This is a genomic window from Halomonas salsilacus (assembly GCF_051216275.1).
Taxonomy (GTDB): Bacteria; Pseudomonadota; Gammaproteobacteria; order Pseudomonadales; family Halomonadaceae; genus Halomonas.
On sequence record NZ_JBPKAQ010000004.1, the window covers coordinates 276,765 to 292,836 of the forward strand.

Genomic DNA, 16,072 nt, shown 5'->3' on the forward strand with positions numbered 1-16,072 from the left:
GGGATGGTCCGCCCGCGGCCATCTCGCATCCCCGAGACGCTTTGGGTAACATAGTCGGCTTTTCTCGCCGCCTTTCTCGCACCCCGGGACCATCACACCGTCCACGCGCGCAGGAACGACCAACATGCTGAAACGCCTGATTGACAACCAGTTCAAGCTGGCCGAGCACAACACCAACGTGAAGACCGAGGTCATCGCCGGGATCACCACCTTCCTGACCATGGCCTATATCATCTTCGTCAACCCCAGCATCCTCTCCGAGGCGGGCATGGACTATGGTGCGGTCTTCGTCGCCACCTGTCTGGCTGCGGCAGTGGGCTGTCTGATCATGGGGCTATGGGCCAACTACCCCATCGCCCAGGCACCGGGCATGGGGCTCAACGCCTTTTTCACCTACGGCGTGGTGCTGGGCATGGGCTACACCTGGGAGGAGGCGCTGGGTGCGGTGTTCTTCTCCGGCCTCTGCTTCTTCCTGCTCAGCATCTTCAAGGTGCGCGAGTGGATCATCAACTCGATCCCGCTCTCCCTGCGCCTGGGGATCGCCGCGGGTATCGGCCTCTTCCTGGCAATGATCGCACTGAAGAACGCCGGCATCGTGGTCGCCAACCCGGCCACCTATGTCTCCCTGGGGGATCTCTCCGAGCCGGCCGCCATCTATGCGCTGCTGGGCTTCTTCGTGATCACTGCGCTCGCCTACCTGAAGGTTACCGGGGCCGTGATGATCGGCATCCTCGGCATCACCGTGATCGCCATGCTGCTGGGCCACAACGAGTACGGCGGCATCATGGCCATGCCGCCCTCCATCGCGCCTACCTTCATGGCGCTGGACCTGTGGGGCGCGCTGGACATCGCCATGCTCAGCGTGATCTTTGCCTTCCTGTTCGTCGATCTGTTTGATACCTCCGGCACCCTGGTGGGCGTGGCCCATCGCGGCAAGCTGCTCGACAAGGATGGCAAACTGCCGCGCATCGGCCGCGCCATGATGGCCGACAGCGGCGCCTCCATGGCCGGTGCGGTGCTCGGTACCTCGACCACCACCAGCTACATCGAGTCCACCGCCGGCATCGCTTCCGGCGGGCGCACCGGCCTGACCGCCGTGGTGGTCGCTGGCCTGTTCCTGATCAGCTTGTTCTTCGCGCCGCTGGCGGGCTCGATCCCGGCCTATGCCACCGCCGGGGCGCTGCTCTATGTGGCGGTGCTGATGGCCGGCAGCCTGGCCCACGCCAACTGGGAGGATCCCACTGACGCCGCGCCGGTACTGATCGCCGCCCTGGCAATGCCGCTGACCTTCTCGATTGCCGAGGGCATCGCGCTGGGCTTCATCAGCTACGCTGCCATCAAGACCCTGTCAGGTCGCTTCAAGGACCTGAACCCGGCGGTGATCGTGCTGGCGCTGTTGTTCGCGGCCAAGTTCCTGTTCCTCGACTGATCCACCCATTGCATCCACTCACCGAGACCCGAATCGATGAGCATCTACGGCGACTACATCAAGTCCGTGATCCGCACCGTCCCCGACTGGCCGCACCCGGGGGTCAACTTCCGCGATATCACGCCGCTGCTGCAGAACAGCGCGGCCTTTCGCAAGCTGATCGACAGCTTCGTGCACCGTTACCAGGAGATGGACCTCGACGCCATCGCCGCCATCGATGCCCGCGGCTTCATCGTTGGTGCACCGGTGGCCTATGAGCTCGGCTGCAGCTTTGTGCCTGTGCGCAAGAAGGGCAAGCTGCCGTTCCGTACCATCAGCGAGACCTACACCCTGGAGTACGGCGAGGCCGAGGTGGAGCTGCATTCCGACGCCTTCAGGCAGGGGGATCGCATCCTGATCGTCGATGACCTGATCGCCACCGGTGGCACCATGCTGGCTGCCGCCAAGCTGATCACCCGCAGCGGCGGCCAGGTGGTGGAGACCGCCACCATCGTCGATCTGCCGGACCTTGGTGGCTCTCGGCGCATCCACGAGGCGGGCTACAACGTCTTCGCCGTCTGTTCATTCACCGAGGACGAGTGACCCCATGAGCAGCAACCGCTACCACAAGCACTTCACCGTCTCATGGGACCAGTTGCACCGCGACGTCCGCGAGCTCTGCCACCAGTTGGTGGAGCGCGACTTCAAGGGGATCGTCGCCATCACCCGCGGCGGGCTGATCCCCGCGGCGCTGATCGCCCGCGAGCTCAACGTGCGCCTGATCGATACCGTCTGCATCAAGAGTTATGATCACATGGATCAGGGCGGACTCGACGTGATGAAGGGCGTCGACCACGACGGCGAGGGCTGGCTGCTGGTGGATGACCTGGTGGATACCGGCAAGACCGCTCGCAAGGTGCGAGAGCTGCTGCCGAGAGCGCACTTCGTTACCGTCTACGCCAAGCCCGAGGGCAAGCCGCTGGTCGACCAGTACCTCACCGAGGTGGCGCAGGATTGCTGGATCCAGTTCCCCTGGGACATGGGCGTGGCCTACGTCGAGCCGCTGGTCGACCAGGCCAAGCGCTGACCCATGGCCTGTCCGATTTCCGACAGCTGGCAGCGCTGGCTGGGTGACGAGTTCCAGGCGCCCTACATGCAAGCGTTGCGTGACTTCCTGGCCGCCGAGAAGGCCGCAAGGAAAGTGATCTATCCGCACTCGGCGGACTGGTTCCGTGCCTTCGATCTCACCCCGCTGGACGCCGTAAAGGTGGTAATCCTCGGCCAGGATCCCTACCACGGGCCGAACCAGGCCCATGGGCTCTGCTTCTCGGTCCGCGAGGGTGTGCGCGTGCCGCCGTCGCTTGCCAACATCTACAAGGAACTGGCGACCGATGTCGACGTCCGGCCGGTGGCCCACGGTAACCTGGAGCACTGGGCGCGCCAGGGGGTGCTGCTGCTCAACACCTCGCTGACGGTGGAGCAGGGCAATGCCGGCTCCCATCGCGGCCAAGGCTGGGAGACCTTCACCGACCGGGCCATCGAGGTCGTCAACGCCCGGGCCGAACCGTCGGTGTTCCTGCTGTGGGGCAGTCATGCCCGCCAGAAGAGGGCGCTGGTAGACACCTCACGTCATCGGGTGCTGGAGTCGCCGCACCCTTCGCCACTCTCCGCCCATCGTGGCTTCTTCGGTAACCACCACTTCTCCCGAGCCAATGCCTTCCTGGTGGAGCAAGGTCGTTCGCCCATCGACTGGCAACTGCCGGAGATCCCCTGACCTTAACCTCGGCGCGGGATGTGGGTAGAATGAGATCCGATTTGTCGACTCTGGCCATGCAACGAAGGTCGCCATCGTCCCCCCCCCCCGCTCCGCCCCCCGTTCCCACGAATGAAGAGGTCCGCCCATGAGCGTCCACGCCATCGAGCACCCCCTGGTCCAGCACAAGCTCGGCCTGATGCGTGAAGCCGGCATCAGCACCAAGAGTTTCCGCGAACTGGCCGGCGAGTTGGCCAAGCTCTTGACCTACGAGGCGACCCAGGACCTGGAACTTCAGTCCCAGGAGATCGACGGCTGGAGCGGCAACAAGATCCCGGTGCAGCTGCTCAAGGGCAAGAAGGTCACCATCGTGCCCATCCTGCGTGCGGGTCTCGGCATGCTCGACGGGGTGACGGACCTGATCCCCAGCGCCAGGATCAGCGTGGTGGGCCTTTACCGCGACGAGGAGACCCTCGAGCCGGTGCCCTACTTCGCCAAGTTCGCCAACGACCTCGACGAGCGCATGGCCATCGTCATCGACCCCATGCTGGCCACCGGCGGCACCATGGTGGCGACGCTGGACATGTTGCGCGAGCGTGGCTGCAAGAACATGAAGGTGATCGTGCTGGTGGCCGCCCCGGAGGGCATCAAGCGAGTCCAGGACGCCTATCCGGACATCGAGATCTACACCGCCGCGGTGGACGATCACCTCGACGAGCACGGCTATATCGTGCCCGGCCTGGGGGATGCCGGCGACAAGATCTTCGGTACCCGCTGAGCCCCGCCTGCCTCGGCGCCGTCCCAGGCGCTCTCGACGCGGCCATGTTCATACTCGAACATGGCCGCGTCTGCTATCCGCTCCCATTCTCTTCTTTCTCGCTTCGCCTAAAGTATAACCTTTAACAAAATAGTTTAATATCAAATGGTTATTATTATCTGGTCCCTGGAGTTCTAATTTTCGTTAAGCAACATAAGTGTCATCAATACGAGCCTGAACTATGGTGTTCGGACGTCGACTTGATCGTCGTCATACAAAAACGAACAACCGAGACTCGCCATGTCATTGATCCTGGAAAATATCGATCTGACGGTCGGTGGCGCCACTCACGTTGCGGATGTGAACCTCGAGCTGGAACCCGGTTCCTTCAACGTCCTGCTGGGACGCACCCTGGCTGGCAAGACCACCCTGATGCGGCTCATGGCCGGGCTCGACATACCCAGCCGCGGCCGAGTGTTGATGAACGGCCAGGACGTCACCGGGGTGTCGGTCCGCCGTCGCAACGTCTCCATGGTGTACCAGCAGTTCATCAACTACCCCTCGCTGAGCGTCTACGACAACATCGCCTCGCCGCTGCGGCTGGCTCGGGTGAGCAAGGCCGAGATCGATCGGCGGGTTCGTGAAACCGCCGAAATGTTACATATCGAACATCTGCTCGACCGCCTGCCCCTGGAGCTGTCGGGCGGACAGCAGCAGCGCACCGCCATGGGCCGGGCGCTGGTCAAGGATGCCGAGGTCGTGCTCTTCGACGAGCCGTTGGTGAACCTCGACTACAAGCTGCGCGAGGAATTCCGCGAGGAGCTGCGCAACCTGTTCGGCGAGCGTAACTGCATCGCCGTCTATGCCACCACCGAGCCGGCCGAGGCCCTGGCCCTGGGTGGCCACACCGCGGTGCTCCACGAGGGGCGTCTGCTGCAGTATGGCCGCACCGACGACGTCTACCACCGGCCCCTGGATATCCTCACCGCCGAGATGTTCTCCGAGCCGCCGATCAACGTCATGCGCGGCATCATCTCGGGCTCAGAGGTGACCTTCGACAAGCGCGTCCACTTCCCGCTCAACGACGACCTGCGCACCCTGGCGCCGGGCGAGTACCGCTTCGGGGTGCGCCCCGCGCACATCACCCTCGCGCCGCGCTCCGACGATGACATCGAGGTCGAGATGGAGGTCGAGATGGCCGAGATCAGCGGCTCCGAGACCTTCCTGCACGTGGCTAATGCGCTGTTCCACCTGACCGTGCACCTCGAGGGCGTCCACGAGTTCACCCCCGGCCAGGCGGTCAGGCTCTTCATTTCCACCCACAAGGTCTACGCCTTCGACCGTCAGGGTGCCGTGGTCCACATTCCGACCCACGTCGGGAGGGCATGAGATGGCCGAGATCACCCTCAAGAGCCTGGCCCACTCTTACGTGGCCGAGCCGTCCTCTGCCGAGGACTACGCCATCCGCGAGATGAACCACATCTGGCACCAGGGCGGGGCCTATGCGCTGCTCGGCCCCTCCGGCTGCGGCAAATCGACCCTGCTCAACATCATCTCGGGGTTGCTCGAACCCTCCAGCGGCGATGTGCTCTTCGACGGCGAGCGGGTCAACCACCTTCCTCCCGAGGCCCGCAACATCGCCCAGGTGTTCCAGTTCCCGGTCGTCTACGACACCATGACGGTCTACGACAACCTGGCCTTTCCGCTGCGTAACGTCGGGACTCCCGCCGACAAGGTGCGCGAGCGGGTCATGGAAGTGGCCGATGTCCTCGAGCTCATCCCGCAGCTCCATCGCAAGGCCAAGAACCTCACCGCCGACGAGAAGCAGAAGGTCTCCATGGGGCGTGGCCTGGTGCGCGACGACGTCTCGGCGATCCTGTTCGATGAGCCGCTGACGGTCATCGACCCTCAGCTGAAGTGGAAGCTGCGTCGCAAGCTCAAGGAGATCCACCAGCGCTTCAACATCACCATGGTCTACGTGACCCACGACCAGCTCGAGGCCTCGACCTTCGCCGACCGGATCGCGGTGATGTACGAGGGGCAGGTGGTCCAGTTCGGCACGCCCCGCGAGCTCTTCGAGACGCCCAACCACACCTTCGTCGGCTACTTCATCGGCAGCCCCGGGATGAACTTCCTCGAGGTCGAGATCCGCGACGGCCGCGTGGTGGCCGGGACGCTGCCGCTAAGCGTATCCCCTGCGGTGCATCGGGCCGTGGCCGGCGCGCGCTCGTCCAACGTCAAGCTGGGCATCCGGCCCGAGTTCGTCGAGGTGCACGCCACGCCGATCGACGAGGCCATGGAGGCCGTGGTCGAGGATGTCCAGGATCTCGGCACCTACGCCATCCTCTCGCTGCGGCTGGGGGAGATTCCCTTCAAGGCGCGCCTCGAGGAGGACGAGACCCTGCCCCGAGGCAAGGCCTGGCTGCGCTTCCCCCTCGAGCGGCTCGGCCTCTATGTCGACGAGTTTCGCGTGGAGATTCCCCATGAATAACAAGATCTACAACAACCGTGCCTGGTGGCTGATCCTGCCCATGCTGCTGCTGGTGGCCTTCTCGGCGATCATCCCGCTGATGACCGTGGTGAACTACTCCGTGCAGGACGTCTTCGACGCCAACACCCGGTTCTTCACCGGCGTGGAATGGTTCCAGGCCACACTCAACAACCCGGCCCTACAGGCGGCGCTGGTGCGCCAGTTCGCCTTCTCGCTGACGGTGCTGGCCATCGAGGTCCCGCTGGGCATCGGCATCGCCCTGCTCATGCCCAAGAAGGGCTGGCAGGCCTCGGCGATCCTGATCCTGGTGACCATGCCGCTGCTGATCCCCTGGAACGTGGTGGGCAGCATCTGGCAGATCTTCACCCGTGGCGACATTGGCTTGATGGGCTGGGGCCTGCGTGAGCTCGGCTACGGCTACAACATCACCCGCAGCGCCGTGGACGCCTGGGGCACCATCATCCTGATGGATGTCTGGCACTGGACGCCGCTGATCGCGCTGCTCTGCTACAGCGGCCTGCGCTCCATCCCGGACGCCTACTACCAGGCGGCGCGCATCGACCGCGCCTCGCGCTGGGCGGTGTTCCGCTACATCCAGCTGCCCAAGCTCACCAACGTGCTGGTCATCGGCATCCTGCTGCGCTTCATGCACTCCTTCATGATCTATGCCGAGCCCTTCGTGCTGACCGGGGGCGGGCCGGGCAACTCCACCACCTTCCTCAGCCAGTCGCTGACCACCATGGCCATCGGGCAGCAAGACCTGGGGCCCTCGGCGGCGTTCTCGCTGATCTACTTCCTGATCATCCTGCTGGTCTGCTGGGTCTTCTACACGGCGATCATGAACTTCCAGAAGGATAAGCAACTGGACAAGGGGGCGTGACATGAACCACTCGATCCCCACCACGCCGGAAGCGGTTCGCAAGCAGGCCGCCGCGGCCGATGCGAGGCGCCGCCGCCAGGCCCGCCCGGTTTCCCGCCAGTGGCGCCGCCGCGGCCTGATGACGGCCTACATCGTCTTCGTGCTGCTGCCGGTCTACTGGCTGCTCAATATGTCGTTCCAGTCCAACAGCGAGATCCTGGGGGCCCTGACCCTGTGGCCCCAGGACTTCACCCTGGAGCACTACGCCAAGATCTTCACCGACGCGAACTGGTACATGGGCTACGTGAACTCCATCGCCTATGTGCTGATGAACATGCTGATCAGCCTGGCCGTGGCCCTGCCGGCGGCCTATGCCTTCAGCCGTTATCGCTTCATCGGCGACAAGCACCTGTTCTTCTGGCTGCTCACCAACCTGATGGCGCCGCCAGCGGTGTTTCTGCTGCCCTATTTCCAGCTGTACTACACCGTCGGGTTGTTCGATACCCACGTGGCCGTTGCCCTGGCGCACTGTCTCTTCAACATCCCTCTGGCGATCTGGATCCTGGAGGGCTTCATGAGCAGCGTGCCCAAGGAGATCGACGAGACGGCGTTTATCGACGGCTACAGCTTTCCGCGCTTCTTCGTGAAGATCTTCATCCCCATGATCAGCTCGGGCATCGGCGTGACGCTGTTCTTCCTGTTCATGTTCTCCTGGGTGGAACTGCTGCTCTCCAGCACCCTGACCGCGACCAATGCCCAGCCCATCGGCTCGGTGATGACTCAGACCAAGGGCGCCTCGGGCATCGACTGGGGAGCGCTCTCCGCCGCCGGGGTGCTGACGATCCTGCCCGGCATCGTGGTGGTCTACTTCGTCCGCAACCACATCGCCAAGGGCTTTGCCCTGGGTCGGACCTGAAAAGGAAGCAGTCATGGAATGGATGGTATGGACCACGCCCACTGCGATCTTCTTCTCCGTCATTGCCGCCATCCTGGTGGGCATGACGGCCTGGGAACTCGCCTCGCCGACCATCGAGCGCAGGGGCTTCCTGCCGATCGCCACCACCCGCGGTGACCGGCTCTTCATCGGGCTGCTCTGCGCGGCCTACATCCACCTGATGGTGGTGGGCTTCACCTCACTCAGCCTCTGGCTGGCCCTGGGCATCTCGATCCTGTGGCTGCTGATCCTGATGCGCTGGGGCTGACAGAAACGCATGGAGCCGAATGACCGAACGTTCACGGACGAACCCTCACAACCGAAGAGGTCAATATGAAAGCGACAACAATGAGACTCTCTCTGCTGGCTGCCGGTGTCATGCTGGCAAGTAGCACCCTGCACGCCGACAACCACGAGGCACGCGCCATCGCCGAGCGGCTGGTCGACGAGCACTTCCAGAACTCGACGCTGACCCGCGAGGAGCAGATCGAGGAACTGCTCTGGTTCGCCGAGGCGGCTGAGCCGTTCCGAGGTATGTCCATCAACACCGTCGCCGAGGGCCTGACCACCCACGTCTATGAGCGGGACGTGCTGGCGAGGGCCTTCAGCGAGCTGACCGGCATCGACGTCACCCACAACATCATCGGCGAGGGGGACCTGGTCAACAACATGCAGACCCAGATGCAGTCGGGTCGCAACATCTACGACGGCTTCATCAACGACTCCGACGCTATCGGAACCCACATCCGCTATGGCACCACCATCAACCTCTCCGAGGCGATGGAGAACGAGTGGGCCGACTTCACCCTGCCCACCCTGGATCTCGACGATTTCATCGGCATCCAGTACACCACCGGCCCCGACGGCAGCATCTATCAGCTGCCCGCCCAGCAGTTCGCCAACCTCTACTGGTTCCGCCATGACTGGTTCCAGCGCGAGGACCTACAGGCGCAGTTCCGGGACATCTACGGCTACGACCTGGGCGTGCCCACCAACTGGACAGCCTACGAGGACATCGCCGAGTTCTTCACCGAGCACGTCGGCGAGATCGACGGCACCCGGATCTTTGGCCACATGGACTACGGCCGTCGCGACCCGTCGCTGGGTTGGCGCTTCCATGACTCCTGGCTCTCCATGGCCGGCATGGGCAGCCCCGGCGTGCCCTTCGGCAACCCGGTGGATGACTGGGGGATCCGCGTCGATGAGGAGAGCCGCCCGGTGGGGGCCAGCGTGACCCGTGGCGGCGGCACCAACGCACCGGCCTCGGTGTTCGCCATGCAGAAGGCGGTGGACTGGCTCCGCGACTATGCCCCCGAGGAGGCCCAGGGCATGACCTTCGGCGAGGCAGGGCCCGTGCCGGCCCAGGGCAACATCGCCCAGCAGATCTTCTGGTACACCGCCTTCACCGCCGACATGACCGACCCGGGCCTGCCGGTCACCGATGAGGAGGGCAATCCGCTGTGGCGCATGGCCCCGTCGCCCACCGGTCCGTACTGGGAGGAGGGCATGAAGGTGGGCTACCAGGACGTGGGCTCCTGGACCTTCTTCGACTCGACGCCCGAGGACCGCCGCACCGCCGCCTGGCTGTTCGGTCAGTTCACCGTGGCCAAGAGCGTCTCCCTGGAGAAGCTGATGGCCGGTCTGACGCCCATCCGCGAGTCGGACATCTTCTCCGAGCGGATGACCGAGATGGCGCCGAAGCTGGGCGGACTGGTGGAGTTCTACCGCAGCCCCAACGAGTCCAACTGGACGCCGACCGGCACCAACGTGCCCGACTACCCGCGCATGGCGCCGCTGTGGTGGCAGAACCTGGCGCCGGTGATCAGCGGCGAGATCTCCCCGCAGGAGGGTCTCGACAACCTGGCCGGCGACCTGGACAGCGTCATGGCTCGCCTGGCTCGTGCCGGGGTCTTCGAGGTCTACGCGCCGCAGCTCAACGAGGAGCGTGACGCCGAGTACTGGCTCTCCCAGCCGGGCGCGCCCAAGGCGAAGCTCGACGACGAGATGCCTCAGGGCACCACGGTACCCTATGACGAGATGATGGCGGCGTGGATGGCGGCTGGCACACGGTAACAGGTGATGGCGGGCGCCCGCGCCCGCCATCACCCGCTCCCCCGTCCCACCCACCCCCCACCCCCCCCCCCCCCCTCCCCCCTTCTCCCCACCCCCCCCCCCCCCCTCCCCCCTTCTCCCCACCCCCCCCCCCCCCCTCCCCCCTTCTCCCCACCCCCCCCCCCCCCCTCCCCCCTTCTCCCCACCCCCCCCCCCCCCCTCCCCCCCCCCCCCCCACCCCGGCACCCCCGGAAAACAGCACACGTGTGACCGGTTGCCCGAACGGGACCCAGGCCCCGCTCGGTCATGCCGAGCGGGGCCCTTTTTTTCGAGAAGGGTTTTCAAGACGGGTTTTCAGGAAGGGCTTTCAGGAAGGGCAAGAGATGCAACTCAGACAGAACAACCTGCGCAAGCTGCCCCAACGCTGCTTCGACATCCTGGTGGTCGGCGGCGGCATCAACGGGGCCTCCGCGGCGGCCGCGCTGAGCGGCAAGGGGGCTCGGGTGGCGCTGATCGACAAGGGCGATTTCGCCGGCAGCACCAGCATGCACTCCTCCAACCTGGTATGGGGCGGCATCAAGTACATGGAGAGCGGCGACTTCGCCCTCGTGCGCAAGCTCTGCCGCAGTCGCAACCACCTGATCAGAAGCTACCCCTCATCGGTGCAGGAGATCCGCTTTCTCACCACCATCAACAAGGGGTTTCGCCATCACCCCCTGGTGCCCTGGGCGGGTACCTGGCTCTACTGGTTGATGGGTAACGCCTTCACCCGGCGGCCCCACTACCTGAAGCCCTCTGCGCTCCACGCCCGGGAGCCGATCATCGACGTCGGCTCGGCGGTGGGGGGCTTCGAGTACTCGGACGCCTATCTCCACGACAACGATGCGCGCTTCGTCTTCAACTTCGTGCGGGCGGCCCTGGACTTCGGCACCGTGGCAGCCAACTACGTCGAGTGCCTGGCGTCGCGGCGCGAGGAGGGCGTCTGGATCACCCGGGCCCGCGACGCCATGACCGGCGACACCTTCGAGATCCGCTCGCGGGTGCTTATCAATGCGGCGGGCCCCTGGGTCGACCAGCTGAACCAGCGCTCCGGGCAGAACACCGAGCACCACCATGTCTTCTCCAAGGGCATCCACCTGATCGTCCCTCGGCTCACCGAGAGCCATCGGGTACTGGCCTTCTTTGCCGACGACGGGCGGCTCTTCTTCGTCATTCCCATGGGGCAGCGCACCTGTATCGGCACCACCGATACCCGGGTGGAGACGCCCGAGGTCGGGGCAACGGCGGAGGATATCCGCTTCGTGCTCGACAACATCAACACGCGCCTGGCGCTCCCCAGGCCGCTGGAGGCGTCGGACATCATCGCCACGCGCTGCGGCGTCAGGCCGCTGGCCGTGAAGCCCAGCGGCGACGGCGAGCGGGACTTCCTCAACCTGTCGCGCAAGCACGCCATCGACCTCGACCGCCAGCGCGCCCACCTCAGCATCTTCGGCGGCAAGCTCACCGACTGCCTCAACGTGGGCGAGGAGGTGGTCGAGGCGGTGCGCGGCCTGGGCATCGATCTGCCCTATCCGGATCAGCGCTGGTACGGTGAGCCGGATGCCTCGGTACGCGAGGCCTTCCTGCACCAGGCCCGGCTGATGGACCTGGATGCCATGACCGCCGAGCACGCCTCCGAACCGCTCAGCCAGCGTCTGTGGCGGCGCTACGGGTCACAGGGTTTCGAGATGCTCGAGGCGATCCGGCAGGACGAACGCCAGGCCGAAGTGCTCATCGAGGGGACCGAATACCTGCGGGTGGAGTTGGAGCAGGCACGGCGCCGCGAGATGGTCACCCGTCTGGAGGATTTTCTGCGTCGGCGCTCGAAGGTCTCCCTGGTGGTATCGGAGTCGAGCATCCGCGAATCGCCGGGACTGGACGAGGCCTGCCGGATACTCTTCGGGGACCTGGCGCAGCAGCGCCTGGAGGAGTACCTGGCCGAGGCCCCGCCCGAGCCGCGTGAAGTCAGGGTGGAAGCGGGGGGCTGAGCGGTGGCTCGTTCCCTGCGGGGCGGACTGCTAGAATGCCGCCCGATTCCCTCTTGCTGACTCCCTGGAGCCCCCATGACTGACACCTCGGCGGCCGCCCACCCAGCGGCCGAGTCGCCCCTCAAGGTCCTGCTCACCGGGGCCCAGATGCTCTTCGTGGCCTTCGGTGCCCTGGTGCTGGTGCCCCTGCTCACCGGCCTGGACCCCAGTGTGGCGCTGTTCACCGCCGGCGTGGGCACCCTGGTATTCCACGGCATCACCCGGGTCACCGTGCCGGTGTTCCTGGCCTCGTCGTTCGCCTTCATCGCACCGATCCAGGGGTCGGTGGCCAACTTCGGCATCCCGGCCACCATGGGCGGGCTGATGGCGGCGGGCCTGGTCTACGTGGCGATCTCCCAGGCCGTGCGCCTCAAGGGCACCGCCTGGCTGCATCGGCTGTTGCCGGCGGTGGTGGTGGGGCCGGTGATCATGGTGATCGGCCTGGCCCTGGCGCCGGTGGCGGTGAGCATGGCCACCGGCGAGACCAGCGACCACATCGGCTATGCTCCGGCGATCTTCCTCTCCATGACCAGCCTGCTGGTGACCCTGGTGCTGGCGGTATTCGGCCGCGGCATCTTGCGCCTGATCCCGATCATGGGCGGCATCGTCACCGGCTATGTGCTGGCACTGATGATGGGCATGGTGGACTTCACCCCGGTGCAGGAAGCGGCCTGGCTGTCGATTCCGGCCTTCACTGCGCCGAGCTTCCACTGGGCGGCGATCCTCTTCATGATCCCGGTGGCCATTGCGCCGGCGGTGGAGCACATCGGCGACATGGTGGCCATCGGCTCGGTAACCCGCAAGAACTACCTGGAGACGCCCGGCCTGCACCGCACCCTGCTGGGCGACGGCCTGGCCACCACCACCGCGGCGCTGTTCGGCGGCCCGCCGAACACCACTTACTCCGAGGTGACCGGGGCGGTGACCCTGACCCGCGCCTTCAACCCGATCTACATGATCGTGGCCGCCTGCCTCGCCGTGGGTCTCGCTTTCGTCGCCAAGCTGGGCGCGCTGCTGCAGACCATTCCCGGCCCGGTGATGGGTGGCATCATGACCCTGCTGTTCGGCTCCATCGCCGTGGTGGGCATGAACACCCTGGTGCGCGCCGGCCACTCGCTGACCGCGCCGCGCAACCTGGTGGTGATCTCGCTGATCCTGGTGTTCGGCATCGGGGGCATGCAGTTCGGCGGCGGCCAGTTCACCCTGCAGGGGGTCAGCCTCGCCGCCCTGGTGGGCATCGTGCTGAACTGGGTGCTGCCCCGCGCCGAGGAAGAGGAGTAAAGCGCGCGAAGGCTACTACATTCGCGAACTGACGTTCGTTCCCACGGGGCGGTGTTACCGAGCCGTACTCCTGTGGGAGCGCGGCTCCGCTGCGCGATTAGCGGTGTTGCACGAACCCAGTCGGGCTCAGTCCCGGTAGCGACGGGTCAGATCGCCATAGGCATCGATACGACGGTCGCGCAGATACGGCCAGATTCGCCGCACGTCCTCGCCGCGGTCCATGTCCAGGGTCACCAGCAGGCGCTCGGCCTGCACCCCGGCGTGGGCCAGGAGCTCCCCCTGGGGCCCGGCGATGAAGCTGTTGCCCCAGAAGTCGATGCCGCGGCCGACACCGGAGTGGTCCGGCTCGTGGCCGACCCGGTTGGCGACGATCACCGGCACGCCGTTGGCCACCGCGTGGCTGCGCTGGATCAGCGTCCAGGCATCCTTCTGGCGCGTCTTTTCGGCGTCGTCGTCGGCCGGGTCCCAGCCGATGGCGGTGGGGTAGAGCAGCAGCTCTGCGCCGGCCAGCGCCATCAACCGCGCCGCTTCGGGGTACCACTGGTCCCAGCAGACCAGCACGCCGAGGCGGCCCAGCGAGGTGTCGATGGGGTGGAAGCCCTGGCCGCGGGCGTCGTCCTGGTCTCCGGGGGTGAAGTAGAACTTCTCATAGAAGCCCGGATCGTCGGGGATGTGCATCTTGCGGTAGTGGCCCACGGCGCCGCGCTTGCGGTCATAGACCACAGCGGTGTTGTGGTAGAGCCCCGGTGCGCGGCGCTCGAACAGCGAGCCCACCAGCACGACATCGAGCTCGGCGGCCAGTGCCGCGAGGCGGGTGCCGGTGGGGCCATCCAGGGGCTCGGCCAGGTCGAACAGCTCGGTGTCCTCGTACTGGCAGAAGTAGTGGGTGGCGTGCAGCTCCTGCAGCATGACCAGCTCGGCGCCGGCGGCGGCCAGCTCGCGGATGCCGGCCTCGCTCTCGGCGAGGCTTCTTGCCTTGTCGGGCCAGGCGGGCTGCTGGACCAGGCCGACCTTCAGATGGCGGGGCATGATGGGCTCTCCTCGTGATTCGTTTCTCGGGGCTTTGCTGGCGACAAGCCTTCCGGCGGCGATGTGAATACCTCCCTGCACGCTACCGACGCCATCCCTGGCGTAGGACCTCCTCTTCGGCTTGTCCCCAGCGCCCCTGATGTTGTGTTCTGATCTGCCTTCAGTCGTGTGTAGCCAGGCTGCCTTGTGGCAGCTGCATGGTCAGGCAGTGCAGGCTGCCGTGCTGGCGGATCACGCTCAGGCAGTCGATGGGGATGATGTCGCGCCCCGGGAAGGCGCCGGCCAGGGCGGTGAGGGCCCGGGTGTCGGCGGCATCGCCATAGACCGGCACCAGCACCGCGCCGTTGATGATCAGGAAATTGGCGTAGGTGGCCGGCAGGCGATGGCCGTCCATCGGGTCGAAGCAGGGCCGCGGCCAGGGCAGCGGCACCAGCCGGTAGGGCTCGCCGTCACGGCGGCGCAGCGCCTTGAGCTCTGCCTCCATGGCGGCCAGTGCCGGGTAGTGGGGATCGGCCTCGTCGTCGCAACGCATGTAGGCGATGGTGGCCGGGTCGCAGAAGCGTGCCAGGGTGTCCACGTGGCTGTCGGTGTCGTCGCCCTCCAGGTGGCCGTGAGCCAGCCACAGCACACGGGTCACCCCGAAGTCCTCGTGCAGCCAGTCCTCCACCGCCTGGCGGTCCAGGCCCGGGTTGCGGTTGGGGTGGAGCAGGCACGCCTCGGTGGTCAGCAGGGTGCCTGCACCGTCGCTTTCGATGGCGCCGCCTTCCAGCACCAGGCCGCGCTCGCTCACCGGACAGGCGTAGGCGCCGACATCTGCCAGGCGGCGGGTCAGGGTGTTGTCCCGGGCGGCCGGGAACTTGCCCCCCCAGCCGGTGAAGACGTAGTCATGCAGGCGCAGTGCGCCGTTCTCTTCCACGGCCAGGGGGCCGTGGTCCCGGGTCCAGGTGTCGTCGGACGCTGCCACCACCAGGTACAGGCGCCCGTCCGGCACCCCCAGCGCGGCGAAGCGGCCGGCCAGATGGGTGCGGGTGGCGGTGTCGGGCACGCTGACCAGCACGTCCTGATAGCAGGCGATGGCGACCACCATGGCCTCCAGGGTGGCCTCGATGCGCTCGAGCAGGGGCGCCCAGTCGCTCTCGGGGCCGGGCCAGGTAAGCTGGACGGCATCCTGGGGATGCCATTCGGGAAGCAGGCGTTTGGCCATGGTCACAGGAAGCCCCGCTGGGTGAGTCGGTGGGTCAGGTCGCGAATGTAGGCATCAACGGGTAACGATGCAAGTGGCGCCGGGGCGAGGATCGGTCTCGGCCGGAGGCGGGCTTGGATGATATTCTTGGTTTATCGCGGCTTGACGTGCCGCTGATGGTTCAGCCGATCTATCGAGGAGCCCCATGCGCCCGTTGACCCGCTCCCTCTTGCCCTTCGCCCCGTGGTGGCTGCTCGGC

At 65.9% G+C, this 16,072-nt stretch carries 15 protein-coding genes; 13 read left to right on the plus strand and 2 right to left on the minus strand.

Annotated features, from left to right (window positions below; all coding sequences use genetic code 11):
• The first annotated feature begins 124 nt into the window (after positions 1–124).
• From ACR80S_RS08465 to ACR80S_RS08525, 13 genes are all read left to right on the plus strand, one after another.
• Positions 125–1,429, plus strand: coding sequence for an NCS2 family permease (locus ACR80S_RS08465; protein ID WP_435399837.1), 1,305 nt, complete (start codon positions 125–127; stop codon positions 1,427–1,429).
• Positions 1,430–1,465: 36 nt separating this feature from the next.
• A complete protein-coding gene (locus ACR80S_RS08470; protein WP_435399836.1) occupies positions 1,466–2,011 on the plus strand; it encodes an adenine phosphoribosyltransferase in 546 nt (181 codons plus the stop codon).
• 4 nt (positions 2,012–2,015) lie between these two features.
• Positions 2,016–2,495: a xanthine phosphoribosyltransferase gene (gpt, locus tag ACR80S_RS08475; RefSeq protein WP_435399835.1), complete on the plus strand. Its 480-nt coding sequence runs from the start codon at positions 2,016–2,018 to the stop codon at positions 2,493–2,495.
• A gap of 3 nt (positions 2,496–2,498) precedes the next feature.
• On the plus strand, positions 2,499–3,182 hold the full coding sequence (gene ung / locus ACR80S_RS08480; protein WP_435403005.1) for a uracil-DNA glycosylase: 684 nt from the start codon (positions 2,499–2,501) through the stop codon (positions 3,180–3,182).
• 127 nt (positions 3,183–3,309) lie between these two features.
• Positions 3,310–3,939 carry a uracil phosphoribosyltransferase gene (gene upp, locus ACR80S_RS08485; RefSeq protein WP_435403006.1) on the plus strand — a complete coding sequence of 210 codons (630 nt, stop codon included), beginning with the start codon at positions 3,310–3,312 and terminating at the stop codon, positions 3,937–3,939.
• A 279-nt stretch (positions 3,940–4,218) separates the two neighbouring features.
• Positions 4,219–5,307, plus strand: coding sequence for an ABC transporter ATP-binding protein (locus tag ACR80S_RS08490; protein WP_435399832.1), 1,089 nt, complete (start codon positions 4,219–4,221; stop codon positions 5,305–5,307).
• Position 5,308: 1 nt separating this feature from the next.
• Positions 5,309–6,409 (plus strand): ABC transporter ATP-binding protein, encoded by a 1,101-nt coding sequence (locus ACR80S_RS08495; protein WP_435399831.1) that lies wholly within the window; start codon positions 5,309–5,311, stop codon positions 6,407–6,409.
• On the plus strand, positions 6,402–7,289 hold the full coding sequence (locus ACR80S_RS08500) for a carbohydrate ABC transporter permease (RefSeq protein WP_435399830.1): 888 nt from the start codon (positions 6,402–6,404) through the stop codon (positions 7,287–7,289). The genes ACR80S_RS08495 and ACR80S_RS08500 overlap by 8 nt, the downstream gene beginning before the upstream one ends.
• A gap of 1 nt (position 7,290) precedes the next feature.
• The gene (locus ACR80S_RS08505; RefSeq protein WP_435399829.1) at positions 7,291–8,184 is read left to right on the plus strand and encodes a carbohydrate ABC transporter permease; all 894 of its coding nucleotides are present in this window, start codon (positions 7,291–7,293) and stop codon (positions 8,182–8,184) included.
• 13 nt (positions 8,185–8,197) lie between these two features.
• Positions 8,198–8,470, plus strand: a complete 273-nt coding sequence (locus ACR80S_RS08510) for a DUF2160 domain-containing protein (protein ID WP_435399828.1) — start codon at positions 8,198–8,200, stop codon at positions 8,468–8,470.
• Positions 8,471–8,550: 80 nt separating this feature from the next.
• Positions 8,551–10,275, plus strand: coding sequence for an ABC transporter substrate-binding protein (locus ACR80S_RS08515; protein WP_435403007.1), 1,725 nt, complete (start codon positions 8,551–8,553; stop codon positions 10,273–10,275).
• Between the two features lie 362 nt (positions 10,276–10,637).
• Complete coding sequence (locus ACR80S_RS08520) at positions 10,638–12,281, plus strand: glycerol-3-phosphate dehydrogenase/oxidase (RefSeq protein WP_435399826.1); 1,644 nt, start codon at positions 10,638–10,640, stop codon at positions 12,279–12,281.
• Positions 12,282–12,356: 75 nt separating this feature from the next.
• Positions 12,357–13,601, plus strand: coding sequence for a uracil-xanthine permease family protein (locus tag ACR80S_RS08525; protein WP_435399825.1), 1,245 nt, complete (start codon positions 12,357–12,359; stop codon positions 13,599–13,601).
• A gap of 126 nt (positions 13,602–13,727) precedes the next feature.
• Here ACR80S_RS08525 and ACR80S_RS08530 read toward each other — a convergent pair whose 3' ends face one another.
• A complete protein-coding gene (locus ACR80S_RS08530) occupies positions 13,728–14,630 on the minus strand; it encodes a carbon-nitrogen hydrolase (RefSeq protein ID WP_435399824.1) in 903 nt (300 codons plus the stop codon).
• 160 nt (positions 14,631–14,790) lie between these two features.
• A complete protein-coding gene (locus tag ACR80S_RS08535) occupies positions 14,791–15,834 on the minus strand; it encodes an agmatine deiminase family protein (RefSeq protein ID WP_435399823.1) in 1,044 nt (347 codons plus the stop codon).
• Between the last annotated feature and the right edge of the window lie 238 nt (positions 15,835–16,072).

Bases quoted from the DNA above. Each gene is read 5' to 3' on its own strand.
- ACR80S_RS08505 (WP_435399829.1), top strand. From the start codon at position 7,291: ATGAACCACTCGATCCCCACCACGCCGGAAGCGGTTCGCAAGCAGGCC.
- ACR80S_RS08535 (WP_435399823.1), bottom strand. From the start codon at position 15,834: ATGGCCAAACGCCTGCTTCCCGAATGGCATCCCCAGGATGCCGTCCAG.
- ACR80S_RS08465 (WP_435399837.1), top strand. From the start codon at position 125: ATGCTGAAACGCCTGATTGACAACCAGTTCAAGCTGGCCGAGCACAAC.
- ACR80S_RS08525 (WP_435399825.1), top strand. From the start codon at position 12,357: ATGACTGACACCTCGGCGGCCGCCCACCCAGCGGCCGAGTCGCCCCTC.
- ACR80S_RS08515 (WP_435403007.1), top strand. From the start codon at position 8,551: ATGAGACTCTCTCTGCTGGCTGCCGGTGTCATGCTGGCAAGTAGCACC.
- upp (WP_435403006.1), top strand. From the start codon at position 3,310: ATGAGCGTCCACGCCATCGAGCACCCCCTGGTCCAGCACAAGCTCGGC.
- ACR80S_RS08520 (WP_435399826.1), top strand. From the start codon at position 10,638: ATGCAACTCAGACAGAACAACCTGCGCAAGCTGCCCCAACGCTGCTTC.
- ACR80S_RS08500 (WP_435399830.1), top strand. From the start codon at position 6,402: ATGAATAACAAGATCTACAACAACCGTGCCTGGTGGCTGATCCTGCCC.
- ACR80S_RS08470 (WP_435399836.1), top strand. From the start codon at position 1,466: ATGAGCATCTACGGCGACTACATCAAGTCCGTGATCCGCACCGTCCCC.
- ACR80S_RS08530 (WP_435399824.1), bottom strand. From the start codon at position 14,630: ATGCCCCGCCATCTGAAGGTCGGCCTGGTCCAGCAGCCCGCCTGGCCC.
- ung (WP_435403005.1), top strand. From the start codon at position 2,499: ATGGCCTGTCCGATTTCCGACAGCTGGCAGCGCTGGCTGGGTGACGAG.
- ACR80S_RS08495 (WP_435399831.1), top strand. From the start codon at position 5,309: ATGGCCGAGATCACCCTCAAGAGCCTGGCCCACTCTTACGTGGCCGAG.
- ACR80S_RS08490 (WP_435399832.1), top strand. From the start codon at position 4,219: ATGTCATTGATCCTGGAAAATATCGATCTGACGGTCGGTGGCGCCACT.
- gpt (WP_435399835.1), top strand. From the start codon at position 2,016: ATGAGCAGCAACCGCTACCACAAGCACTTCACCGTCTCATGGGACCAG.
- ACR80S_RS08510 (WP_435399828.1), top strand. From the start codon at position 8,198: ATGGAATGGATGGTATGGACCACGCCCACTGCGATCTTCTTCTCCGTC.